At 64.9% G+C, this 24,349-nt stretch carries 18 protein-coding genes; 13 read left to right on the top strand and 5 right to left on the bottom strand.

The annotated features are described in order from the left end of the window. The first annotated feature begins 22 nt into the window (after positions 1-22). The 13 genes from TU73_RS12335 to TU73_RS28295 are packed head-to-tail and all read left to right on the top strand — an operon-like array spanning position 23 to position 19,842. On the top strand, positions 23-5,476 hold the full coding sequence (locus TU73_RS12335) for a non-ribosomal peptide synthetase (RefSeq protein WP_057012426.1): 5,454 nt from the start codon (positions 23-25) through the stop codon (positions 5,474-5,476). Next, the gene (locus tag TU73_RS12330) at positions 5,473-7,212 is read left to right on the top strand and encodes an ABC transporter ATP-binding protein (RefSeq protein WP_057012425.1); all 1,740 of its coding nucleotides are present in this window, start codon (positions 5,473-5,475) and stop codon (positions 7,210-7,212) included. Before TU73_RS12335 ends, TU73_RS12330 begins: the two co-directional genes overlap by 4 nt. Then, entirely contained in the window at positions 7,209-8,954 is a 1,746-nt protein-coding gene (locus TU73_RS12325) for an ABC transporter ATP-binding protein (protein WP_057012424.1), read from the top strand. The genes TU73_RS12330 and TU73_RS12325 overlap by 4 nt, the downstream gene beginning before the upstream one ends. Further along, the gene (locus TU73_RS12320) at positions 8,948-10,051 is read left to right on the top strand and encodes a saccharopine dehydrogenase NADP-binding domain-containing protein (RefSeq protein ID WP_057012423.1); all 1,104 of its coding nucleotides are present in this window, start codon (positions 8,948-8,950) and stop codon (positions 10,049-10,051) included. The genes TU73_RS12325 and TU73_RS12320 overlap by 7 nt, the downstream gene beginning before the upstream one ends. Next, positions 10,048-11,082 (top strand): class I SAM-dependent methyltransferase, encoded by a 1,035-nt coding sequence (locus TU73_RS12315; protein WP_057012422.1) that lies wholly within the window; start codon positions 10,048-10,050, stop codon positions 11,080-11,082. Before TU73_RS12320 ends, TU73_RS12315 begins: the two co-directional genes overlap by 4 nt. Beyond that, positions 11,079-12,752: a class I SAM-dependent methyltransferase gene (locus TU73_RS12310; protein ID WP_057012421.1), complete on the top strand. Its 1,674-nt coding sequence runs from the start codon at positions 11,079-11,081 to the stop codon at positions 12,750-12,752. The genes TU73_RS12315 and TU73_RS12310 overlap by 4 nt, the downstream gene beginning before the upstream one ends. Then, positions 12,749-13,927: a cytochrome P450 gene (locus tag TU73_RS12305; protein ID WP_057012420.1), complete on the top strand. Its 1,179-nt coding sequence runs from the start codon at positions 12,749-12,751 to the stop codon at positions 13,925-13,927. Before TU73_RS12310 ends, TU73_RS12305 begins: the two co-directional genes overlap by 4 nt. Beyond that, a complete protein-coding gene (locus TU73_RS12300; protein WP_057012419.1) occupies positions 13,924-15,063 on the top strand; it encodes a Gfo/Idh/MocA family oxidoreductase in 1,140 nt (379 codons plus the stop codon). The genes TU73_RS12305 and TU73_RS12300 overlap by 4 nt, the downstream gene beginning before the upstream one ends. Next, entirely contained in the window at positions 15,060-15,779 is a 720-nt protein-coding gene (locus tag TU73_RS12295; protein WP_057012418.1) for a VOC family protein, read from the top strand. The genes TU73_RS12300 and TU73_RS12295 overlap by 4 nt, the downstream gene beginning before the upstream one ends. After that, on the top strand, positions 15,772-17,370 hold the full coding sequence (locus TU73_RS12290; RefSeq protein WP_057012417.1) for a (2,3-dihydroxybenzoyl)adenylate synthase: 1,599 nt from the start codon (positions 15,772-15,774) through the stop codon (positions 17,368-17,370). Before TU73_RS12295 ends, TU73_RS12290 begins: the two co-directional genes overlap by 8 nt. After that, a complete protein-coding gene (locus tag TU73_RS12285; protein ID WP_057012416.1) occupies positions 17,367-18,113 on the top strand; it encodes a thioesterase II family protein in 747 nt (248 codons plus the stop codon). Before TU73_RS12290 ends, TU73_RS12285 begins: the two co-directional genes overlap by 4 nt. Further along, positions 18,110-18,418: an isochorismate lyase gene (locus TU73_RS12280; RefSeq protein ID WP_043050251.1), complete on the top strand. Its 309-nt coding sequence runs from the start codon at positions 18,110-18,112 to the stop codon at positions 18,416-18,418. Before TU73_RS12285 ends, TU73_RS12280 begins: the two co-directional genes overlap by 4 nt. Further along, positions 18,415-19,842, top strand: a complete 1,428-nt coding sequence (locus TU73_RS28295) for an isochorismate synthase (protein ID WP_082642589.1) — start codon at positions 18,415-18,417, stop codon at positions 19,840-19,842. Before TU73_RS12280 ends, TU73_RS28295 begins: the two co-directional genes overlap by 4 nt. Here the strand turns inward: TU73_RS28295 and TU73_RS12265 are convergent. From TU73_RS12265 to TU73_RS12240, 5 genes are all read right to left on the bottom strand, one after another. Beyond that, on the bottom strand, positions 19,730-20,935 hold the full coding sequence (locus tag TU73_RS12265) for a XylR family transcriptional regulator (protein ID WP_057012413.1): 1,206 nt from the start codon (positions 20,933-20,935) through the stop codon (positions 19,730-19,732). The two genes, TU73_RS28295 and TU73_RS12265, sit on opposite strands and share 113 nt — an antisense overlap. Positions 20,936-21,062: 127 nt before the next feature. Beyond that, on the bottom strand, positions 21,063-21,452 hold the full coding sequence (locus tag TU73_RS12260; protein WP_057012412.1) for a hypothetical protein: 390 nt from the start codon (positions 21,450-21,452) through the stop codon (positions 21,063-21,065). Positions 21,453-21,744: 292 nt separating this feature from the next. After that, complete coding sequence (locus TU73_RS12250; RefSeq protein WP_056846019.1) at positions 21,745-22,134, bottom strand: hypothetical protein; 390 nt, start codon at positions 22,132-22,134, stop codon at positions 21,745-21,747. Next, positions 22,131-23,543 carry a PAAR domain-containing protein gene (locus TU73_RS12245; RefSeq protein WP_057012410.1) on the bottom strand — a complete coding sequence of 471 codons (1,413 nt, stop codon included), beginning with the start codon at positions 23,541-23,543 and terminating at the stop codon, positions 22,131-22,133. The genes TU73_RS12250 and TU73_RS12245 overlap by 4 nt, the downstream gene beginning before the upstream one ends. A gap of 87 nt (positions 23,544-23,630) precedes the next feature. Next, positions 23,631-24,101: a hypothetical protein gene (locus TU73_RS12240; protein ID WP_057012404.1), complete on the bottom strand. Its 471-nt coding sequence runs from the start codon at positions 24,099-24,101 to the stop codon at positions 23,631-23,633. Positions 24,102-24,349 lie beyond the last annotated feature (248 nt).

Here is a 24,349-nt window from a genome sequence, read left to right as displayed (position 1 = left end):
CCTTATCCCAGGAGCTGTCCCCATGCCCGCCGCCAAACTGTTAAGCGAACTCAAGTCCCTGGGCGTCGAACTCTGGCCCCAGGATGGCCAACTCAAATTCCGTGCGCCCCAGGGCCTGCTCGACGCCGAACGCCTGGCGCAATTGCGCGAGCACAAGCATCAGATCCTGCACCTGCTGCAAACCCAGGAGCGGCCCGAGGTGGTGGCCGACCCCTTGCAACGTCACGCGCCCTTCCCGCTCACCGATGTACAGAATGCCTACCTGCTCGGCCGCCAATCATCATTCGGCTACGGCAACGTGGCGTGCCACGGTTATCTCGAGTTGAGCTGGCCGAGCCTCGACCCGCAGCAGGTGGAACAGGCCTGGAACCGCCTGATCGCCCGCCACGACATGTTGCGTGCGGTGATTGCCAGCGAAGGCTCCCAACGCGTGCTGGCCGAGGTCGCCCATTACCCACTGGCTGTCGCGGACTTGCGCGGCGGCACTGGCGAGCAGCACCAGCATGCCGTACAACAGATTCGCCAGGCCATGGAGCAGAAGCTCTATCCCACCGAGACCTGGCCGCTGTTCGAATTGCGCCTGAGCCGCAGCGACAGCGGCGACACCCTGCACTTTTCCATGGACTCACTGATCGCCGACTGGGCCAGCGCGCAACTGCTGTTCAATGAGCTGGAGCAGTTGCTGCACGATCCCCAGGCCAGCTTGCCGGACCTGGACATCACCTTCCGCGACTACCTGCTGGCCGAACGCGGCCTGCTCGAAGGCAGCCGCCATCAACGCGACCGTGACTACTGGCTGGCGCGTCTCGATGAACTGCCCCCAGCCCCGCAACTGCCGGCGCCCCTGAGCGGCGAAGACACCACGGTGCCACGCTTCCAACGCCACTCGACGCACCTCGAAGCGCAACCATGGGCCGCCCTGAAAAGAGCCGCCAGCACCCTCGGCCTCACCCCCTCCATCGTAGTGCTCAGCGCCTATGCCGGCACCTTGCAACGCTGGAGCCAGCAACCGGCGTTCAGCCTCAACCTGACGCTGCTCAACCGCTTGGCGCTGCACCCACAAGTCAACCAGTTGGTGGGGGATTTCACCTCGGTCAGCCTGTTGCAGGTCAATGATCCCCAGGGCCTGGATTTCACCGCCCAGGCACGGCAACTGGGCAACCAACTGTTCGCCGACCTGGAGCACCGGCTGTTTTCCGGCATTCAAGTGATGCGCGAAATCGGCCGCCGTCGCGGGCGTGAGGCGGCGGCCATGCCGGTGGTATTCACCAGTGCCATCGGCCTGGCGATTGAACCGCAGGCCGCCAGCCAGCGCCGGGTCGGCCACGGCATCACCCAGACCCCGCAGGTAACTCTTGACTGCCAGGTGATGGACGACGCGAACGGCTTGCACATCCACTGGGACGTGCGCCAAGGCGTGTTCCCCGACGGTTTGGTCGAGGACATGCAGCAAGCCTTCGTTGCCCAATTGCAATCATTGGCCCTCGACCCGGCCACCTGGGACCAGCCCATGCAAGTGCCGCTACCGGCCTGGCAACAGCGCGAACGCCTCGCCGCCAATGCCACCGCCGCGCCGCTGCCCACCGGCCGCCTGCATGACGGCCTGTTGGCCATGGCCTGGGAACGGCCACAGGCCCTGGCAGTGGTCGACGCCCACGGCAGCCTGACCTACGCCGCCCTGATGGAGCGCGCCCTGGCAGTCGCCGCAGCCCTGGGCTCCGCCGGTTGCCGCGCCCAGGAACCGGTGGCAATCCTGATGCCCAAGGGCCGTGACCAAGTGGTGGCGGCCTACGGCGTGCTGCTGGCGGGCGCCGCCTACCTGCCGCTGGACAGCAGCGCCCCGGCCGCCCGCCGCGACCGCGTACTGCACAGTGCCAAGGTACGGCATGTGCTCGGCCACTCCCAGGCAGTGCCAGACACGCCATTGCCTGAGGGTGTGCACTGGCATGGGGTGGACCAACTGGCAGCTGCCACGCCGGACTTGCCGGCACAGGACGCCAGCCCCGACGACCTCGCCTACGTGATCTACACCTCCGGCTCCACCGGCGAGCCCAAAGGCGTGATGATCAGCCACCGCGCCGCCCTCAATACCGTGCAGGACATCAACCGGCGCTTTGCGGTCAACGCCGCGGACCGTGTGCTGGGCCTGGCGCAATTGAGTTTCGACTTGTCGGTGTATGACCTGTTCGGCCCCCTCGCCGTAGGCGGCACCCTGGTGCTGCCCGACCCGGCACGGGGCGCCGACCCGTCGCACTGGGCCGAGCTGATACAGCGCCATCAGGTCACGCTGTGGAACTCGGTGCCGGCGCAGCTGCACATGCTGGCCCACTACCTGCAGGCCGAGCCACGCCCCCTGGACAGCCTGCGTCTGGCGCTGTTGTCGGGTGACTGGATCGCGCTGAACCTGCCACCACAGCTGCAAACGCTGTTGCCGGGCCTGGCCCTGGTGGCCCTGGGCGGCGCCACCGAAGCCTCGATCTGGTCGAACCTGCACCCCATCGGCGCGATCGATCCGGCATGGCGCAGCATTCCCTACGGCCTGCCGCTGGCCAACCAGGGCTTGCGCGTGCTGGACAACCAATGGCGCGATGCGCCGACCTGGGTGCCGGGCGACCTGTACATCACCGGGGTCGGCCTGGCCCAGGGTTACCTCGGCGACCCGGCGTTGAGTGCTGCGCGCTTCTTCGCTCACCCGCTCGACGGCCAGCGCCTGTATCGCACCGGTGACCGTGGCCGCTACCTGCCGGGGGGTGAGCTGGAGTTTCTCGGCCGTGACGACGGCCAGGTCAAGATCCGTGGGCACCGCGTAGAGCTTGGAGAAATCGACGCCGCACTGCTCGCCACCCCAGGCGTGGACAGCGCCGTCAGCCTGCTCAGCGGCGAGCTGCTGGCCTTTGTCACGGCGGCGCGCATCGAACCCGAGCAGCTGCCGGGCACACCACTGCTGACGGCGGTGCAACGTTATGCCGACAGCCAGGTCGGCAACTTTGACCCGCAGCAGGTACGGGACTATCAGGCTGACCTCAACGTCGCCGCCTTGAGTTCAATGCTGGATATCATGCTCAAGGCCCAGTTGTTCAACGGCGCGCTGGCCGAGCCGGATGCAGCCGCTATCCTCAGTGCCTTGCAGGTGCAACCGCGCCATCACTGGTTGGTGCGGCGTTGGTTGCTGGCCTTGTGTGAGGCGGGCCTGTTGCAGCGCGAACAATCCCGTTATCGCCTGCTGCATGGAGAGCCAACCCCGGCGCTGGCCTGGGGCCGGGTGGAACGGGCGGTGGCGTGCGGGTTGTGCAGCCAGGCGCTGCTCGACTACCAGCTCAGCCATGTAGCGCAACTGCCGCAACTGCTGCGCGGCGAGGTCAACCCGTTCGATCTGTTGTTCCCCCAGGGCCAGCAAGACCTGGCGTTGCAGCTGTATGGCGGGGATGCGGTATCGCGCTACAACAACCACAGCATCGCCGCGCTGATCAACCGGCTTGCCACCCGCCATGACGGCGATGGCCCGCTGCGCATCCTCGAAATCGGTGCGGGCACCGGGGCCACCAGCGCGCCGGTGATCAGCCTGCTCGACGGCCTGGACGTGGATTACCTGTTCACTGACATGACCGCGTTTTTCCTGCCGGCGGCCAAGCAGCGCTTTGCTGATCACGCCTGGGTGCGCTACGGCGTGCTGGACATTGACCAGGATATCCGCCCCCAGGGCCTGGCCAGCAACAGCGTGGATATCGTGCTGTGCGCGGGCATGCTCAACAGCGTCAAGGACATCGACAACGCCCTCGGCCAGATCACCGAATTGCTCAGCCCCGGTGGCTGGCTGGTGTTCAGCGAACCGACCGGCGAATGGCCGCCGATCCTGCTGACCCAAGGCTTTATGATGACCCCGGCAGGCGACGACCACGACGTGGGCCGCAGCGGTTTGCGCGCTGCCGATATCTGGCAGGCACGGGTCCAGGCGTTCGGCGGCGAATGCCTGCCGGCCCTGCCCCACGCCGACCACCCGCTGGCCGCCCTCGGCATGCAGGTGTTCGCCGCTCGCTTCAAGGCCGGGCTGCAACGTTTGAGCGTCGACAGCCTGCGCCGCGCCCTGGCGCAACGCCTGCCGGACTACATGCTGCCGGCGCACCTGCAAGTGCTCGACCGCCTGCCCCTGACCGCCAACGGCAAGGTCGACCGCAAGACCCTGGCCAACTGGCGCCCCGCCATCGATGCACAGGCCGGCGGCAACGAAGCGGTGCCCAGTGACCCGCTCACCGCTGAGCTGTGCCGGGTGTGGGCCGAAGCCCTGGGCCTGACGCAGATCGGCGCCGACGACAATTTCTACGAGAAAGGCGCCGATTCGCTGATCCTCGCCCGCGTTGCCGGCCAGCTGCGTGAACAACTGCCCCAGGCGCACAGCCTGAGCTACGACACCCTGCTGCGGCAGATGCTCAACGAGCCGACGGTCAGCGCCCTGGCGCGCCTGCTCAATCACGATGAAAGCACGCCCACCGCCGCGGCGCCTGACCAGTCGCTGCGCGCCACCCACAGCAACGCCCTGGTGGTGCCGTTTGGCGGTGGCGAGGTCGGCCCGGTACGGGTGATGTTCCATGCCGCCCTGGGCACCCTGGATTATTTCCAGCACCTGGGCCGTGCGCTCGCCGCCCAGCAGGCCGGGCCGGTGATTGGCTTTGCGGTGGCCGACACCGCGCAGTACCTGGCTTTGGAACCCAAGCGCCTGATCGAAAGCGTGGCCCAGGACTACGCCGAGCGCTTGATCGCCGACGGCCATCAGCGCTTCCAGCTGATCGGCTACTGCCTTGGCGGCCTGCTCGCTACCGAAGTCGCCCGGCGCCTGCTGGAGCGCGGCATGGAGGTGGTGGACCTGAGCCTGATCGACAGCATCCCGATGTTTATCGACACCGACGAAGAGCTGGCCTATGAGGCGATCTTCGTGCCCAACCTCAACCTCGACCCGGTCAAGACCGTGTTCGGCACCCATATCGAAGACTACGACGTGTACCGCGCCATCGACCTGCTGATGGCCCGCGATAACCGGCGCGTGCCCGCCGGGGCCATGGCTGTCCTGGGCGGCGACCCGGGCCTGGAGGCACTGGCACTGGCGGTCCGGCAACAATCGGCGCGCAGCCAGGAAGAGCGCTTGGCCGAGTACGCCCGCCTGGCGTCTGGCCAGGCCGGGGTGCCGATCGGCCCCGAGCTGGTGCCGACGCTGTTTCGCGTGTGTCGCCACAGCATGCGGGCGGCGCGGTTCGACCCACCACCATTCCTCGGCAACATGACCTACCTGCGCTGTCTGGAGCAGCAGTCGTTCGGCATTACCGGCGGTGTCGGCCACCTGGCGGCGCCGTTCTGGGAGGACGCATGCCTGGGCCAGTTCAACTTGATCGACGTGCCCGGCAACCACTTCAGCGTGATCGAACCACCCCACGTGCACACCGTCACCGCGCACCTGCTTGAGGCCCTTCGGAAAAACTCATGACCACCGCCCTGGATACCCTGAAACGCCCGGTCAACCGCTTGATCCGCCTCGGCGTGGTATTTGCCGCCGTCGGTGCGCTGGTCAACCTGGTGCCCTTTATCGGCCTCACTGAACTTGGCCACCTGCTGCTCGCCGGCAACGCCGACAGCGCCACCCTGTGGCAGTGGGCAGCGTTGGTGGTGGTCGCCCTGAGCCTGGGATGGATGGCCAGCGGCGTCGCACTGTGGCTGACCCACCTGGCCGACCACCGCCTGCAATCGAGCCTGCGCGAGGCCATGGTGCGCAAGCTGGGGCGCGTGCCCTTGGGCTGGTATACCGACACCACGTCCGGCGCCGTGCGCAAGGTGGTGCAGGACGACCTCGAAGACCTGCACCACCTGGTTGCGCATCACGCCGTGGAAGTGACGGCGGCGATTGTCACGCCCTTGGCGGGATTGATCTGGCTGGCGACGTTGAACTGGCGCCTGGCACTGCTGGCGGTGCTCACTCTGCCGATCTACGCGCTAGCCTACAGCCTGATGATGCGCGGCTTCGGCGCCAAGATGCAGTTGCTCGACAAGAGCATGACCCGGGTCAGCGCGGCGATTGTCGAGTTTGTCCACGGCATCGCCGTGGTCAAGGCGTTCGGCCAGGTCGGCCAGGCCCATCGCAGTTATCAGCAGGCGGTCAACCAGTTCAGCACCCAATACGCCGGCTGGGTCAAGCCACTGCTGCGCCTGGAAGCCTTCTCGTCGATGGCCTTGAGTGTGCCGGTGATCCTGCTGGTCAGCCTGAGCGTGGGCAGCCTGTTGCTGGCCCAGGGCTGGATCACGCCATTGCAGCTGTTCGCCGAAACCCTGGTGGCGGTGGTGATCCCACAGTCACTGCTGGTGATCAACCAGAGCCTCACCGCGCAGCGTACCGCCCTGGCGGCGGCCGACCGCATCGAAGCGCTGCTGGGCGTCGAGGAGCTGCCGACGCCCAAGGTCTGCGTACCGCCCCAGGGCAGCGACATCCGCTTTGAACAGGTGCAGTTCGGCTATGACCCCGCGCATATGATCCTCAATGGCGTCGACCTGCATTGCCCGGCCGGCAGCGTCACCGCGCTGGTGGGTGCCTCCGGCGCGGGCAAGTCGACCCTGGCCAAGCTGGTGCCGCGCTTTCACGACGTCAGCGCCGGGCGGGTCTGCGTGGGCGGTGTGGATGTGCGCGAGATCGACCCGCGCCAGCTGTATCAGCACGTGGGTTTTGTGTTGCAGGACGCGCAACTGGTGCACGGCACAGTGGCCGACAACCTGCGCCTGGGCTGCCCTGAGGCCAGCGATGCCGAGGTCGAGGCCGCCGCCCGTTCGGCGCAGATTCATCAACGCATCCAGGCCCTGCCCCGGGGCTATCAATCGGTGGTTGGCGAAGACGCGATTTTCTCCGGCGGTGAAGCCCAGCGCCTGTCCATCGCCCGCACGCTGCTGGCCGATACGCCGGTGCTGATCCTCGATGAAGCCACCTCCCACGCCGACCCCGAGTCCGAAGCCTTGATCCAGGACGCGCTGTCTGCCCTGGCCCGCGGTCGTACGGTGCTGGTGATCGCCCATCGCCTGGCGAGTATCTGCGGCGTCGACCAGATCGTCGTGCTCGACCAGGGCCGCGTCCTCGAAAGCGGCCGCCATGACCAGCTGCTGCGGGCCAACGGCGCCTATGCCCGCCTGTGGCGCGCCAGCGCCGAAACCACCGCCCCCGACCTGGAGATGTCCTTGTGATCCGCAGCCTCTTGATTTTATTGGGCCCGGCCCATGCCGCACGCCTGTACCGCTACCTCGCCTGGCTGGTGACCAGTGCCGTGTTGCAAGGGGTGGCCGTGGCGTTGTTGGTGCCGATCCTGCACGCGCTGTTTGCCGGCGACCTGTACAGCGCCTTTCAGTGGCTGGCGGGCCTGGCGGCGATGGTGGTGCTGACCTGCATTGCCCACTACCAGCAGGCGATGAAGGGGTTTGCCCTGGCCCTGGTGGTGTTGACCACCCTGCATGATCGCCTCGGCCAGCACCTGGTGACCTTGCCTTTGGGCTGGTTCAATTCGGAGAAGGTCGGGCGCCTGTCGCGCAGTGCCACCAGCGGCACCCTGATGGTCACCGGCTTGTTTGCCCATTACCTGGGGCCGGTGGTATCCGGCGTGGTGGTACCGGCCACGGTGGCGCTGAGCCTGTTTGTGTTCGACTGGCGCCTGGGCCTGACGGCCGTGTTGTGTGCGCCGCTGATCTACTTCACCCATCACTGGTCGGCGGCGGCCATCGGCAGCAACGACGCACGGGTGGAAGCCGCCGCGACCCTGGCCGGTAACCGCGTAGTGGAGTTCGCCCGTTACCAGCAAGTGCTGCGCGCCTTTGGTCGCACCCAGGACGGGTACGCGCCGTTGCAGGCCGCCAACCTGGCGCAGAAACATGCGGGCGGCTCAATGCTGTCCCAGACCTTTCCGAAGTTGCTGGCCGGTGGCTTGACCGTGCAGTTGGCCTTTGCGCTGCTGGTGGGAGTGGGCATTGCCCTGGCCGCCCACGGTGAAATCGATGCCATCCAGTTGGTCGCCCTGCTGGCCCTGGCGGCGCGCTTTGTCGGGCCACTGGCCGAAGCGGCGGCGCGCAGCGGCCTGTTGCGCATGGCCGGTAACGACCTCGACCAACTGGTGAGCATCCTGCGCGAGCCGTCGTTGCCGGAGCCGGCGGTGAGCCAAGCGCTGACGGCGCCCGGCAGCCTGGCGTTTGATCAGGTCAGCTTCGCTTACCCCAGCGGGCCCAAGGTGCTGCACCGTCTGACGTTCAACGCCCCGGCCCATTCCATGACCGCGATTGTCGGCGCCTCGGGCTCGGGCAAGACCACCGTCACGCGCCTGCTGATGCGTTTTTTCGATGCCAGCGAGGGCAGCGTCAAGGTCGGCGGCGTGGACGTGCGCGAGCTGTCCAATGCCGCGCTGATGGCGCAATTGTCCCTGGTGATGCAGGACGTGTACCTGTTCGACGACAGCCTTGAGGCCAACATTCGCGTCGGCAGCCCGGACGCCAGTGCCGAACAAGTGGCCGAAGCGGCGCGGCTGGCCGGCGTGGATGAAATCGTCGCACGCCTGCCCCAAGGCTGGAACACGCCAGTGGGCGAAGGCGGCGCGGCGCTGTCCGGCGGTGAGCGCCAGCGCGTATCCCTGGCCCGGGCCCTGCTCAAGCGCGCGCCCATCGTATTGCTGGATGAAGCCACGGCGGCGCTGGACCCGCACAACGAAGCCTTTGTACAGGCAGCGATCCGCAGCCTGATGCAAAGCTCCACGGTGCTGGTGATTGCCCATCGCCTGCCAACCATCATGGCCGCCGACCAGATCCTGGTGCTGGATGAAGGTTGCCTGGTGGAGTCCGGTACCCATGCGCAGTTGCTGGCCCGCAACGGTCGCTACGCCGGGTTCTGGCATGACCGCCAGCGCGCCGGTGGCTGGCGCCTGAACGCCGAGGCCCAGCCATGCTGATCGGGGTGTTGGGCGCCAGTGGCGACGTGGGGCTGGCCAGCGCCCAGGCGTTGTTGACGCTGGGAGTCAATGAGCTGCGCCTGGGCGGGCGCGATGCGGTCAAAGGTGCGCACTGCGTGCAAGTGCTCCAGCAGCAATGGCCCAAGGCACGCCTGCAATGGGCCGCGGCGGACTTCAACGATGCCAGGGCCTTGGCCGCGTTCGCCGGTGGTTGCGATGTGCTGCTCAACTGCGCCGGCCCGTCCTGGCGCGTAGAGGCGCGTGCCGCACACGCCGCGTTGCAGGCCGACGCCCATTACGTCGATGCCGCCGGCCACATGCGCCTCGACCCGGCCCAATGGCGTGGTCGCTGCGCGGTGCTGGATGCCGGCCTGCAACCCGGGCTCACTGGCCTGCTGCCGCGCTGGCTGGCCGAGCAGGCATTCACCCGGGTGCGCAGCCTGACCAGCTATTTCGGCTTGCGCGATCACTTCACCGCCGTGGCCGCCGACGACTTTTTGCAAGGCGCGGTGGACGGCAGCAGCGAACCGCTGGCGGCCTGGCGCAACGGCCGTTGCAGCCGTGCACTGCGGCGTCAGCGCCAGGTGTCGGTGCCGTGCTTCCCCGGCCAGGTCCAGCTGTTGCCCTACCTGAACCTCGAGGGTGAACGCCTGGCCATGGACCTGAACCTGGAGGTCGGCCAGTGGTTCAACGTGATCACCGATGGCTACGTGCTCAAGGCCCTCGACCAGGCCCACGGCCTGCCACGGGCCGACGCCGTGCAGCGCTTGTGCGCCGCCAGCTGCCTGGACCTCAGCGGCCAGGCGCCGTTCGTGACGCTGCTGCTGCAACTCGATGGCCTGCACCACGCGCAGGCCCGGACCCGCAGCCTGGTGCTCAGCGGCGCCGGCAATGCAGCGCTGACCGGTGCCATGGCCGCCACCACGGTGATCAGCGTGGTGGCGGGCGAGATCCGGTCCGGCTGCCATGCGGCCGCCGAGGCCCTGCCGCCCGCCGCCAGCCTTGAACGCCTGCTGCGCACCTCGGCGATCCGCGCCTTGAACCTGCTGCACAGCCCGCTCGATCAACTGCATGCCGCCGAAGAAGGTTGCCTATGAACACCGCCCTGAACGAGTTGGAGCACTTGAGCCTGGGCGTGATGGCCCAGGTGCTGCTGCACACCCAGGCGTTGCCGTTGCACGCCTGGCGCAACGCCGAACAGATCAACGCAGCGCTGGGCACGGCTGCACGGCATGCCTGGGTGGTGCGGCGTTGGCTGGCGGCGTTGACCCGTGCGGGCATGCTGCGCGAAGACGGTGGACAGCTGGGTTGGCAAGCAACACCCCTCGATCCGCAGGTCGGTGAACTGCCGCGCCTGTATGCCGAGTTGGGCTTCCCGGCCTATATGGCGCGTTTGCACACCCAAGTCATCGAGTGCCTGCCCGAGCTGCTGCGCGATCAATTGACCCTCACCCACTTGCTGATGCGCGGCGGGGACCCGGTCAAAGTGCTGGGCGCTTACCAGCACAACCCTTTCACAGCGGCGATCAATCAAGCCCTGGCCGAACGGGCGCGGCAAGTCAGCGCCGCGGGTGGAACGTTGCGGGTGCTGGAACTGGGCGGCGGCGCCGGCTGCACCACCGACGCGGTGCTGGCGGCGCTGCAAGCGCGTGAAAAGCACTATCGCTTCACCGACATCAGCTCGCTGTTTACCGGCGCGGCGCAGCGGCAGTTTCGCCTCGAACCGGGGATGCAATTCGCTCTGCTCGACCTCGATCGCAGCTTCAGCGACCAGGGTATTGCGCCCCACAGCCAGGACCTGGTGATCGCCGGCAATGTGCTGCACAACGCCCGGGACCTGCCCGATTGCCTGGGGCAGATCCGCACCAGCCTGAGCGACAGCGGCACCTTGCTGTTCAGCGAGTCCATCGCCGACAACCCCGCGATGCTGACCTTCATGCACCTGTTGTTGTCGCCCCCCGCCGATGCGCCGTTGCGCGCCAGCGATGAAGCCTTCATGACGCCCGACGCGTGGCGCCTGGCCTTGCAGGCGGCCGGCTTTGAGTTGCTCGAGGTATGGCCCGCCGCGTCGGAACCGCTCGCCGCTGCGGGGCAACGCTTGTTCCATGCCAGAGGAGTTTCAACATGAATGTCGACGCGTTGCTGATCGACTTACCCGCCGCCGCCTTTCCTTGGCATCTACCGGCCTTTACCGACCTGGGCGTGCATCAACAGGCTCCGGCCCGGGTGCTGGCAGTACTCGAACGCCAGCGCCCGGCGGTGGTGGTGATGGGTGCCGAGCAACTGCAGCGCCTGCTGGACTTTCCTGCCCTGGCCTTGAGTGACCTGAGCTATCTGGAACAGGTGCTATTCGTCAGCCCGCGCCCAGGCGACTGGCAACTGGCAGAACGCGCCGCGGCGCAACTCGATTGCCGCGTGCAGGGCTTTACCGTTGACGGGCGCGAGCTGACCAGCGCCAAGCGTGAGCACCAGCGCTGGTGTGAGCAGGCCTTGGCGCATCCTCAGGTCAGCGCGGTCGCGCTGCATGGCCAGACTCTGTTCGCCGTACCCCAGCCTTGCGCACCGGCGGCAGTGGACGATCATCTGGACACGACCCGGGCCGCCGTCGATCAACAGTTCAGCGCCACGCAACTGCACGACGCCGTGCAGTTGAACCAACGCTTGAGCCACGCCGCGTTGCTGTCGATGCTTAACGGCCTTGAGCAATGCGGCCTGCTGCCCTCGCCCCTTAACGACGTGGCGCAAAGCCTCGCCAACGCCGGCATCGCCCCTGGTCACCGGCCCTTGATCGCACGCTGGCTGGACGTGTTGCAGGCCGAGGAACTGCTGCGCCGCCAAGGCGACCACCTGCATCCCAACCTCGACCCCAACGCCTGGAGCGACGCCAGCCTGGACGCTATCTGGGCGCAACTGAGCCTGGACTGGGAACACAACACCGGCGGCTGCGCCACCCTCGATTATGCGCGGGACAATGCTCGCCAGTTGCCGGCGCTGATGCGCGGTGAATGTGCGGCGGTGCACCTGTTGTTTCCCGAAGGCCGTACCGAACGTGCGGCGGCGTTGTATCGCGAAAGCCTGGCGGCGCAGTACCAGCACCGCGCCGTGGCCCACTGGATCGGGGCCTGGGCTGCACGCCAATCAACTGAACCTTTGCGCGTGCTGGAGGTGGGGGCTGGTACCGGCGCCACCACCCAGGCGGTGTTGCCGGCCCTGGCGAATCTAACGGTGGACTACCTGTGCACCGACGTGTCGCGCTACTTCAGTGAACAGGCCGCCGAGCGCCTGCGCGCCTGGCCGTGGGTGCGCCACGGCGTGTTCGATATCGACCGCGCCGTCCTGTCTCAGGGGTATCCAACCCAGAGCTGGGACCTGATCGTCGCCGGTGGCGTGCTCAACGCCGCCCGCGACACCCAGCGTTCGCTGTCCACCCTGCTGGCCTTGCTCAAGCCGGGCGGCTGGCTGGTGTTCAGCGAGCCGACCCAGGAGGAATTCTGGGTCATGGCGTCCCAGGCGTTCATGCTCAACCAGGCCAGTGACGAGCGTGCGCTGGGCCGCAGCACCTTCCTCAACCTCGAGCAGTGGCAGACCGCCCTGGCCCGCGCCGGCTTCCAGGGCAATCGCAGCCTGCCCGCTGCCGATCACCCGTTGGCATGCCTGGGCCATCGGGTGTTCGTCGCTCAGGTGCCAAGCCAGCGCCTGAGCCGCGCCGCCTTGGCCGCCCACCTGGAACACCCCGACCTGCAGCTTGAACTGCTCGACCATTTGCCCGACCTGCCTAACGTCAAGGACTTGCCATGACCCCGCTGGCCTACCCCTTCAACGCCTTCACCGACCTGGAGCTGGCTGAGCCATACCGCCATGCCCAGCAGGCACCGGGCCTGTTGCGTATCCAGATGCCCATCGGCGCGCCCGCCTGGCTCGCCACCCGTTACGACGATGTACGCCTGGTGCTGGGTGACCGGCGTTTCAGCCGCAGCGAAGCGTTTCGTCGTGACGACGCTCCACGGGCGTTCCCGCGGATTGCCGGCGGCATCGTGATGATGGACCCGCCGCAACTCACAGGTATCCGCTCCCGCGCCGCCCAGGCATTCACCCGGCGCCGCGTCGAAGCCTTGCGCCCCCATGCCCGGGCCTACGCCCATGAATTGATCGACCGCATGCTCGCTGCTGGCCCGCCCGCCGACCTGGTCAACGACTATGCCTTGCCCCTGCCCCTGGCATTGATCTGCGAGCTGCTCGGCGTGCCGCTGCAAGACCGCGAACGCTTCAAGCTGTGGAACGACTCGCTGCTGTCGACCCGCCCCGAAGATGCCGCCCTGACCCAGCAACACCTGGGCGAACTCGCGGCGTATATCAAGGGCCTGGTCGCCGAGCGCCGCCGCCAGCCACGGGACGATTTCATGACCGCCCTGGCCCAGGCCGATGAACACGGCGAGCGCCTGAGCGAAGACCAACTGCTGCTGTTGTGCATCGCCATCCTCGTCGCTGGCTACGAAGGCAGCGCGTCGCAGATCCCCAATTTCATCCAGGTGCTGCTGGACAATCCTGCGCAGTGGCAGCAGTTGAAGGATCATCCCGAACAGATCCCCCAGGCGGTGGAAGAGCTGCTGCGCTATATCCCATTGGCCTCGGCGGCGATGTTTGTGCATTACGCCCTGGAGGATATCCAGGTCGGTGCAACCCTGGTGCGCCAGGGCGAGGCAGTATTCGCCTCAATTGGTGCAGCCAACCATGACCCGGCGCGCTTTGCAGAGCCGCAGACCCTCGACCTGCAACGCGATGCCAGCGGCCATGTCGGCTTCGGCCATGGCCTGCATCACTGTATCGGCTCGGCCCTGGCGCGGGTGGAATTGCAGGAGGCCTTGCAAGCGCTGGTGGAACGCCTGCCCAACCTGCAACGCTGCGGTGAGGTGCAGTGGAAAACCGCGACGTTCTTTCGCGGCGCCCACTGCCTGCCGGTGACCTGGTCATGAGGGGCGCACGTAAACGCGTAATCGTCGCCGGCACCGCGTTCGGCCGCATCTACCTGCAAGCCCTGACCCGTGCCCATGAGCGCTATGAACTGGTGGGCATCCTTTCGCGGGGCAATGCCTATTCCCAAGCCTGCGCCAGGCACTATGGCGTACCGCTGTTCGAAGCGGTCGAGCAGGTGCCCAATACGGTGGATATCGCCTGCGTGGTGGTGCGTTCCGGCGCCACCGGAGGCGCCGGCAGCGAACTGGCCCAGCAGTTGTTGCGCCGTGGCATCCACGTGTTGCAGGAACACCCGGTGCACCATCGCGAAATTGCCGCGTGCATGCAGGCGGCGCGCCAGGGCCGGGCGGCCTACGCGGTGAATACGCTGTACCCGAATATCCTTGCGATCCGCCGCTTTCTGGCGGTGGCCGCGTACCTGCGTGAGCAACAAGGGCTGGCCTATATCGACGCGGCCTGTAACAGCCAGGTGGCCTACCCCTTGCTGGATATTCTCGGGCGCCTGGCCGGTGGTTTGCGGCCCTGGGCATTTGCGGCACCGGCCGCCAGCGTCGGCGCGCAGCCCTTCACACGATTGAACGCCAGCTTCAATGGCGTGCCGATCAGCCTGCGCGTGCAAAACCAGGTGCATCCCCAGGACCCGGACAACCACTCGTTCCTGCTGCATCGCCTTGAAGTCGGCTGTGAAGGCGGCGTGCTGAGCCTGTGCGACACCCACGGTCCGGTGCTGTGGAACCCGCGCCTGCATGCGCCACGGGACGCCACCGACCGCCTGATCATGGCAGGCGAAGGCAGCGAGCGGCTGGCCGGGCCGAGCATGGTGGTGCTCGACCTGCAGATACCCGCCAGCTATCACCAGGTATTCAGCGAGCTCTGGCCGGACGCAGTCAGCCTCGCCCTCGACGCGCTGTGCGACGACATCGATGAGCCGGCGCGGCGCCTGCGCAGCGGCCTGTGGGCCACCGAGGTGTCGATGGCCTGGCGCGAGATGAACAGCCTGATCGGTATGCCCGCCTTGATTGAACCGCCGGTGCCCCGGGCGTTGCCGCTGGCCGAACTGCATCGCCGCGCCGACGCGGTGCAACCGCCCTGCGCTGACCCCGGCGCACAACTGTTGGGAGCCCTGCCCTTGTGAACACTGCCCAATCCCCCTCGTCCTGCAGCCATGTGCTGCTGTGGGTGCGCGACCTGCACCAGGCCGTGGCGAACTTTCGTGCTGCCGGCTTCGAGGTCACTTACGCCACCGCCGAGGCTCGCGCCCAACACGCGCATATCTGGTTCAGCCACGGGCCGATCATCGAGCTGCTCACCACACCCCGCCACGCCTGGCTGTTCAAGTGGCCCATCGACTGCCTGGCCGGCCGAGGTGCCGGGCAGCGCATGTTGCGCTGGGCCGCCCACGGCGAAGGCTTCTGCGACCTGGCCTTGCTTTGCGATGAGCCGCGCCTGGCACCGCGCCTCAAGGATCTCGCCGCCTGCGGCGTAGCCATGGGCCGGGTGGTGAAGTGGCAGCGCACCTGTGCCAACGGCAGCCAGACGCGCTTTCGTTTCGTCTACCCGCGCCATGCGCGCCTGCCGTTCCTGGTCACGCCCTACACGCCTTCCCAACATCCGGAGCGGTTGATCCACCCCAACGGCGCCACCGGGCTGACGGCGATTCACCTGGGGGTCAGCCCTGCCGACCGCACCGCCCTCGACCTGCTGGCGGGCGACGACCCGATGTTGCGCCTGCATCCGGCTGAATGTACCGGCGTACAGGCGGTGCAAATCGCCGGCCTGGCGCAACCGCTGACCCTGCACGGCGCCCAGTTGCTGGGCTGCCCGACTGCCCAAGGAGATTCCCATGCTTGATGGTTGCACTGACTGGCCCGAAGACTTTATCCGCCGCTACCGCGAGCAAGGCTATTGGCAAGGCGTACCCCTGGGCCAACTGCTGCGCGAACAAGCCCGACGCACGCCGCAGCAGGAAGCCCTGGTGGATGGCAATCGGCGCTGGAGCTACGCCGAACTGGACCAACAGGCCGACCGACTGGCCGCCGGCCTCGCCGAACGCGGGCTGGTCGCCGGCCAGCGGGTGCTGGTGCAACTGCCGAATATCGCCGAGTTTTTCAGCCTGACCTTCGCCCTGCTGCGCCTGGGGGTGATCCCGGTGTTTGCGTTGCCGGCCCATCGCGAACATGAACTGGCGCACCTGGCCCACCTGAGCCAGGCGGTGGCCTATGTGATTGTCGATCAGCACCTGGGCTTCGATTACCGCCCGCTGGCGCGCACCCTGCGTGAGCAGGTGCCGAGCCTGCAACAGGTGTGGGTGGTGGGCGCGCCCGAGGAGTTCGTGGCCCTGGCCGATTGCGTCGCCGTGCCCCGCGAATTCCCCGCGCCGGATGCCCGGGACGTCGCGGTGCTGCTGTTGTCCGGCGGCACCACCGGCCTGCCCAAGCTGATCCCGCGCACCCATGACGACTACGCGTGCAATGCGCGGCTGGCAGCCCGCGCCTGCGGCTTCGACGCCCACACCCGTTACCTGGCAGCGCTGCCGGTGGCGCACAACTTCCCGCTGGCCTCGCCTGGCGCGCTCGGGGTGTTCAGTGTCGGCGCCACCCTGATACTGGCGCCGGAGCCCAGCCCCGACACCGCCTTCGAACTCATCGAACGCGAACGCATCACCCACACCGCCTTGATCCCGCCGCTGGTGTTGCTGTGGCTGGAAGTCGCGCAATGGTCCGACCACGACCTCAGCAGCTTGCAGTGGCTGCAAGTCGGTGGCGCGCGGCTCAAGGCCGAGATCGCCGCCCGTATCCGCCCGGGCCTGGGCTGTGGCCTGCAGCAGGTGTACGGCATGGCCGAAGGCTTGCTGTGTTTTACGCCGCTGGACGATCCCGAGGAACGGGTCTTCGACACCCAGGGCCTTCCCCTTACGACGGCAGATGAGATCCGTATCGTCGATGCCGACGATGTACAGGTGGCGCCCGGTGCCGTGGGGGAATTGCTGGTGCGCGGGCCCTACACCATCCGTGGCTATTACAACGCCGCCGAGCACAACCAGCGGGCGTTTACCGCCGACGGGTTTTATCGCAGCGGCGACCTGGTCCGGCGCCTGCCCGAGGGGCATTTGATTGTCGAGGGGCGCAGCAAGGATGTGATCAACCGCGGCGGCGAGAAGATCCCGGTGGAAGAGATCGAGAACCTGCTGCTCGGCCATCCGCTGATCCGCGATGTGGCGCTGGTGGCCCTGGCCGACGAGTTACTGGGCGAGCGCAGCTGCGCCTGCGTACTGGCCCACGGTGAACCCTTGGACCTGGCCTCGATCAACGCCTGGCTGCGCGAGCGTGGGCTGGCCGCCTACAAGTTGCCGGACCGCTTGCAGGTGCTGCGCGAGTTTCCGCTGACGCGCCTGGGCAAGGTCAACCGCAAGGCCCTGGCCGAACAGGTATTGGCCTCATGAGCCCGTGGCTGCGCGTGTTGCGTGAGGGCCCGCAGCCCCGCGCACGCCTGGTATGCCTGCCCCATGCCGGCGGCAGCGCGAGTTTTTTCCGCCCGTGGCTGGCGCACCTGCCGGGGGACATCGACCTGCTGGCGGTGCAGTATCCGGGCCGTGAAGAGCGCTTCAACGAGGCGCATATCCCCTGCCTGGCGAGCCTCGCCGAACACATCAGCCAGGCGTTGCTGGCCTTGCCTACGCGGCCCATGTGGCTGTTCGGCCACAGCATGGGCGCAGCGCTTGCCTATGCCGTGGGCGTACAACTTGAAGCCGCTGGCATGGGTGCTGCCCACGTATTCGTCTCGGCCCACGCGCCCCCGCACCGACAACCGCCCAGCGACCTGCACCGCCAGGACGACGCCACGCTGATCGCCGACATCCTGCGCCAGGATGCCCAGGCCGCCGGCCTGTGGGCCAACCCGCAGTTGCGTGCGCTGTTCCTGCCGGTGTTGCGCAGCGACTACCAGGCCATCGAGACCTGGCGCCCCGCACACCTGCTGCCCTTGGCCGCACCGCTCGATGTGCTGCTGGCGCACGACGACGCCGAGGTCAGCCTGGAGCAGGCCCGCGCCTGGGCCGGCCTGAGCCGCCACACCCCGGATATCCGCTGGTTCGACGGCGACCACTTTTACCTCAAGCATCAGCCGCGACCGGTGATCCACCACCTGTTGCAGCGCACCGCCTACCTTCAGGAAGACTCACAATGAAAACCCCGGAACACTGCACTGGCCTTCACGACATCCGCCACGCCATCGACAGCCTCGACCAGCAGATCATCGACGCCCTGGGCTTGCGCATGCAGTACGTCAAGGCCGCCTCGGCATTCAAGCCGGACCAGGCCAGCATCGCCGCCCCGGAGCGCGTCGCGGCGATGCTGCCCCAGCGTCGGCAATGGGCACAGGACGTGGGGCTGGATGGGGAATTTATCGAAAGCCTGTTCAACCAGATCATCCACTGGTACATCGCCGAGCAGACGGCCTTCTGGCTGCAGAAAAAGAGCAAGGCGGTATGAACGCCGCCGACTTGCTCAAGGTGTTCCAGGCCGCGCACCAACGGGCAGTGGCATACCAGCGGCCGGTGATTGCCGTCAGTGCGCACCCCGCACCGACGCTGGCGCCTTTGGCACTGTATGCAGCCCACCGGCAGGGCTTTTTCTGGTGCGCGCACTCACCGGACCTGAGCCTGTTCGGCCTGGGCTGCGCCTGGCAGATCGAAGCCTGCGGGCCTGGGCGCATGGCTGAGGTGGATCGCCAATGGTTTGCGCTGTGCGCCGATGCGTTGGTGCAGGGGCCCTGCCCGCCGTTGCTGCTGGGTGGCATGCGCTTCGATGAGCAGCAACCTTGCGCGCCCCACTGGGCGCCGTTTGCCGGCGCCAGCTTCCACCTCGCCCACTGGTTGCTCAGCGAAGACGCCACGGGGCGCTGGCTGCGCTGCCAACGTGTGGTCGAGCCGGGCAGCGATCCTGCTGCATTGGTGCAGGAAAGCCTGGCCGCCTATGAACAGTTGCTCAACCCCGCCCCCCATGTAACCTCTACACCCGATGTGCTGGAGCGCAACGCACTGCCCCGGCATCAATGGCAGGCCAAGGTCGACACCGCGCTGCACGCCATCGCCCGGGGCGAGTTGAACAAGGTGGTGCTGGCGCGACATATCGACCACCACCTGGACGCCACCCTCGATACCGGCGCGGTGATGGGCCGTTTGCACGCACGCCGTAATGCCTCGCACCTGTTCGCCATCCACCGTGGCGAGCACTGTTTCATGGGCGCCACGCCAGAGCGATTGCTCAGTTGCGCGGCGGGCCGCCTGACCACTCACGCCCTGGCGGGCAGCACCCGTCGCGGGCTCTGGCCGGATGAAGACCAAGCCCTGGGCGAGCGGTTATTGGCCGACCCCAAGGAGCAGCACGAACATCAGCTGGTGGTGCAGACCATCACCCAGGCTCTGCACGACAAGGTCACCGACCTGCACGCCGCGCCGTGCCCTGGCCTGTTGAAACTGGCCACCGTGCAGCACCTGAGCACGCCCATCACCGCGCAACTGAATGTCGGCAAGCGCCTGCTCGACGGCGTCCAGGCGCTGCACCCCACCCCCGCCGTCGGCGGCTTGCCCAGGGCACCTGCGCTGGGCTTTATCCGTGAACACGAAGGCTTCGATCGTGGCTGGTACGCCGCGCCGGTGGGCTGGCTGGACGCCAATGGCAACGGTGACTTCCTGGTGGCACTGCGTTCGGCCTTGATCACGCCGAGACACTGCCATGCCTTTGCCGGCTGCGGGATAGTCGAAGGCTCGCTGCCGGCCAACGAATACGAAGAAACCCAGATCAAGCTGGCAAGCATGCAACAGGCGCTGCAACTGGCGTGCCCTGCTGATACTGACGTGGCGTACAGCCAAACTCACGACGAAACACCGTATGCAAGTACTGCGCGGAGGTGAAGCCGCAACTGGCGGCGATGTCGGCGATGGCCAGGTCCTGGTTCTCCAGGCCCTTGGCGGCGGCGGCGAGTTTGAAACCGAGGATTTCGTCATGCACGCTGCAGCCGCGCACCTTGCGAAAGTGCGCTTCCAGGGAAGAGCGTGAGACGCCGACATAAGCGGCAACCTGGTCGGTCTTGATCCCCTGGCAAGCGTATTGCCGGATAAACAGCAGCGCCTGCATCACATAAGGGTTACCCAGGGGCTGATGCAGGCTGGAGGCCTGCACGTTGATCGCATCCGGCGGCACCAGCACCTGCGTGCCGGTGCAGGGCTTGCCATGCAGCATCTGGTGCAGCAAGGCCGCGGCGGTACGGCCCATGGTCTCGGTGCCCTGGATCACCGAACTCAGCGGCACCCGCGTAAGGGTGCGGGTCAGCGGGTCGTTGTCGATACCGATCAACGCGACTTCCTCCGGCACGGCAATCCCGGCGGTCAGGCAGGCTTGCAGCAATTGCCGGGCGCGGGCATCGGTCACGGCGATGATGCCGATAGGCTTGGGCAGGCTGTGCAGCCAGGCAATCTGCTGCTCCACCGCGCTGTCCCACAACGGCGCGCTGGTACCCAGGCCACGATAGATTTCCACCTGCAAGCCATCGCGTTGCATCAAGCAGCGAAAGGCTTTCTCACGCTCCTGGGCCCAACGATTGGCCTGGGCTTCGGGCAGGCTGAAACAGGCAAACCGCGTCAGCCCGGCCTCGATCAAATGCTCGTAGGCCAGCTTCATCAAGGCGTGGTTATCGGTGGCGACATAGGGAATGCCCTTGGGGTACGAGCTTGCGTCCTCGTAAGATCCCCCCACCGCCACCACCGGTATCCGACTCCCAGCCAGCGCCTCGCCGATCAGCGGGTCATCGAAGTCGGCAATGATCCCGTCCCCCTGCCAGCGCTCGATACCGCGCAGACGGCAGAGAAAATCCTCCTCCAGGAACAGGTCCCAGGACGCGCGCGTACTGCTCAGGTAATTGCCGATACCGGTGATGATGCCGCGGTCGTAGATTTTGCTGCCGTTGAAGAGCAAGGCGATGCGGTGCACGGGCGGTAGGGTTTTCATTGTTTTTGTCCTGGGGCCGGTGGGTGCAGATTAGGCTTGTGTACTACGGACGCCTAGCTAGATTCAAATCGATGTCGCATTCTGGGGGCTGTCTGGGCATATCGGGCCTCAGGGAGGCCCGTTCTATCTACCTAAATTTTAAAACTATAAATACAGTTCCTAGCCAAACGCCAGTGCCAACTACCATTGCTAAATGTAGGTTCAACAGGCGTTTTAGGTACGGGGGAAAGTTTTCATAATCGATAGGGCTCAAGTCACCAATGCGGATATATGTCCTTGGCATCGCTATCATCCCGGTAATTTTTGCCATCTCCAGCAACGACCAAATATAGCCGCGCCTCCCCAGGCTCGGCCCCCAAAGATAAATATAGCGACTGTTCTTCAATGCCTCTTTTATCGCATCCAAATGTCGATGACTCAGGAACAAGCTGTACGCAATACTCACGAGTTCGAGCAGAAAAGGCCCCCCGGCAAAGATAATTGCAACCCAAGGTGGCCAAGTATCGATGTTAGTCATGGTTGTATAGCCTCGTAGATCTTTTCACCCACGTATTCACCACCTTGGCCACCGTAGGTGGTACCTGCCCATGCGCCAGCTTCTACAATGGCTGCGACACAGATAACAGCGCCGCCCATCCACCCAAACCACCGAAGAACGTGGCCCCAGCGAACTTCCCCGCTTCCGTAAACTTGATCCTCCTGCAATCCTCCCCAGAGACTCTTGTACACACCTGCTGAATTGCCAGTAACGAGTACGCGGAGGTTTGCCTGATCAGGACAGCGGGCCTCATATGAGGCCCGCTTTGAGGTCACCTAAATCTAAGCAGTACAACCACGACACCCATCCAAATACAGGCAACTATCATCATTGCCAAATCGATAACTAAAAGTCGCTTCAGGTAGGGAGGAAACTTCTCGATGTCGACTGGATCAACCTCTCCCATAATGATAGAGGCCCTTGGCCAAACCACCATTCCGGCGATTTTCGACATTTCCAAGAGAGACCAAATCAAACCGCGCCTCCCCAAACTTGTCCCCCATATGTACATATAACGACTATTTTTTAGAGCCTCCTTCATGGCTTCCAGATGACAATGAGTAAGGTAAAGGCTAAAAGCAAGGCCAGCAGCTGCAAGCAGAATAGGGCCTCCGGCAAAGATAATCGCAACCCAAGGTGGCCAAGTATCCATGTTAGTCATGGTTGTATGGCCTCGTAGATCTTTTCACCCACGTATTCACCACCTTGACCACCATAGGTGGTACCTGCCCATGCGCCAGCTCCTACTAAAGCCGCGACGCAGACCACTCCCCCTATTCCCGTCGTAACACCCAGTGCCAAGCAGACTGAGCCGCCTGTCGCACCGGCTAACGCTCCTGCTCCTACACCAAAAAATGTAGCGCCTGCGAACTTCCCCCCTTCAGTGAACTTAACCCTCTCACATGCAGCTCCAGAATCCGCATTACACACCTGCTGTATAGCCAACAGCGAAGACACGCCCCCAAGACCAATACCGATGTAACCCCCTGCCTTCATATACTTCGTGGCACGACTAACCGCCTCCACATGAGCGGCATACCCCGGAATCTGCCCCGCCCCGCCAGCCTTATCCCAGTGATGCACCAGACTTCGACTGGATATACCCAGGGCCGTTTTCAACTTCGGGTGATCGCCCAAAGTTGTCTGCCCGCGCAGGCGCGTGGAGTTGAGCAAATGGGCGTCCAGCTGGTTCATCAGCCGCTGACGATCAGCAAAGAACTGCGGCGATCTAAGGTGGCCGTGCTGCCGATAGCTGTCCTGATGCAGGCGCTCCATGGCCTGCAGCGTCTCGCGCAGGTTGTTCAGGTGCTTTTCCATCACCACCGCACTGACGCCTAACCAGGTTGAGGTATGGCCGATGAACCCAGCGATTTCAGCTCCATGGCGATACAGAAAGTCGGCCTCGTCGGGCGTCAGGGAATCCAGAGATGCATCGACGTGTTGAGCAGCCTGCATAAGCTGCGCTTCCTGATAAGTACAGGAGCCGTTGTTCGGGTCGCTGAGCACGATCATCGAGCCGGCTTTGACGTGGCTCGTATTTGGGTTCAGTGCTTGAAACTTGCGCATTACAGCCGGGTCGAGAGTCGGAAAAAGTGTTGCCTCCAGCGCTTCGCGAGTCATACTCTTAGGCACGATATAGAAGCCTGGCTCATGGCCATTCATGCCGTTGTATGCCGTTGGAACTGTACGACCCGACGGGGCGAAACCAGACCGACGCGGCGCCACAGGGCTGCCATTTGCAGATGATGTGCTCGGTTGATCAACTCGCTGATTAATTGGCGGCTCTGAACTCTCATTTTCATAGGTGGCGGAGTAAACCGAAGGAATAAGCCGAGCTCGACAGGGGCAGCTGCTGAAGCTGTCCAGCGTGCCGGCCACACGTTTTCCATGACTTTCGATATGAGAAATGCCACCCAAAATCTGGTACGTACCTTCATGTTTTCCGCAAGTAACCAAGTCGCCTTCGCGAGCATGGAGTACTCCATATATATTAACTCTAGGATCGCCCTCGATAATTTTTCCGCCACAGGTTGTATTATCACCCAAACCGACAAAATACCCTTCACTCATTCACGCCCCCTCTTTTAAAGTTTTATCTACCCAATTGCACAGCGCGAAAAAAACAACTAACTCATACACAACGCACTTAGTGATCCCTCATAAAAAATCATCTGCCTTCTGCACGCCTTCACGAGCAATCAGCAGTACTGAACCTTGTGGCGTATTGATAATTTCGTCACCGTTGCTGAGCGTGCTTCCCACAAGCGCAATATGGCTATTAGCTTCACCCGCACACGTCACGATCTGCGCCGTCGTGCCGTCGGCGTATACAACGCAATCCCCTTTGTGCGCAGCACGCACTTGCGAACCATCAGCCAATTTGAATGCCATTTGCGATGTGGTTTTTTTAATCACCCCGCCGTTACGCGTCTGGCTGCCTTCGGCCGCCACTCGATAAATCGCAATAGGCGGATGAGCTTTGCGGTAGGCATTTTGTTCATCAATCACGTCCAAAACTTGCTTGGTGAATTCCGAACGTTTTTGCTCGGTGAACGATGACTTATTTAACTCACTCAAAAATTCAAGCGATACGTCGTTGGTATACAGCAAGGCTTGCGACTTATTCATCTCTATATCCCTTATTCTCAGCTTAGTTCGCCGCGCTCGCCTATTCACATCAAGACAATGACTGGCACCCCAAACTTTGAAGAGGCATTTCCCCACCGTAAAGTCAGACGTTTCCCTAAATCACGTACTCCCTGAGCCTTTCTGAACACCCCACTCAAAATCGCACTACACCTTGGTGATTTTCATAATCAACACCCCAGGCGCCATTGCTAGTATCCAGACACCGCCCAGAACAATAAGGAAACCGC

This window comes from Pseudomonas libanensis (genome assembly GCF_001439685.1).
Lineage (GTDB): Bacteria > Pseudomonadota > Gammaproteobacteria > Pseudomonadales > Pseudomonadaceae > Aquipseudomonas > Aquipseudomonas libanensis.
This window is presented reverse-complemented; position numbering and strand designations above follow the sequence as displayed.

Coding starts and splice junctions, on each gene's coding strand:
- TU73_RS12335 (WP_057012426.1), top strand. CDS start 23: ATGCCCGCCGCCAAACTGTTAAGCGAACTCAAGTCCCTGGGCGTCGAA.
- TU73_RS12330 (WP_057012425.1), top strand. CDS start 5,473: ATGACCACCGCCCTGGATACCCTGAAACGCCCGGTCAACCGCTTGATC.
- TU73_RS12320 (WP_057012423.1), top strand. CDS start 8,948: ATGCTGATCGGGGTGTTGGGCGCCAGTGGCGACGTGGGGCTGGCCAGC.
- TU73_RS12315 (WP_057012422.1), top strand. CDS start 10,048: ATGAACACCGCCCTGAACGAGTTGGAGCACTTGAGCCTGGGCGTGATG.
- TU73_RS12310 (WP_057012421.1), top strand. CDS start 11,079: ATGAATGTCGACGCGTTGCTGATCGACTTACCCGCCGCCGCCTTTCCT.
- TU73_RS12305 (WP_057012420.1), top strand. CDS start 12,749: ATGACCCCGCTGGCCTACCCCTTCAACGCCTTCACCGACCTGGAGCTG.
- TU73_RS12300 (WP_057012419.1), top strand. CDS start 13,924: ATGAGGGGCGCACGTAAACGCGTAATCGTCGCCGGCACCGCGTTCGGC.
- TU73_RS12290 (WP_057012417.1), top strand. CDS start 15,772: ATGCTTGATGGTTGCACTGACTGGCCCGAAGACTTTATCCGCCGCTAC.
- TU73_RS12285 (WP_057012416.1), top strand. CDS start 17,367: ATGAGCCCGTGGCTGCGCGTGTTGCGTGAGGGCCCGCAGCCCCGCGCA.
- TU73_RS12280 (WP_043050251.1), top strand. CDS start 18,110: ATGAAAACCCCGGAACACTGCACTGGCCTTCACGACATCCGCCACGCC.
- TU73_RS28295 (WP_082642589.1), top strand. CDS start 18,415: ATGAACGCCGCCGACTTGCTCAAGGTGTTCCAGGCCGCGCACCAACGG.
- TU73_RS12265 (WP_057012413.1), bottom strand. CDS start 20,935: ATGAAAACCCTACCGCCCGTGCACCGCATCGCCTTGCTCTTCAACGGC.
- TU73_RS12260 (WP_057012412.1), bottom strand. CDS start 21,452: ATGACTAACATCGATACTTGGCCACCTTGGGTTGCAATTATCTTTGCC.
- TU73_RS12250 (WP_056846019.1), bottom strand. CDS start 22,134: ATGACTAACATGGATACTTGGCCACCTTGGGTTGCGATTATCTTTGCC.
- TU73_RS12245 (WP_057012410.1), bottom strand. CDS start 23,543: ATGAGTGAAGGGTATTTTGTCGGTTTGGGTGATAATACAACCTGTGGC.
- TU73_RS12240 (WP_057012404.1), bottom strand. CDS start 24,101: ATGAATAAGTCGCAAGCCTTGCTGTATACCAACGACGTATCGCTTGAA.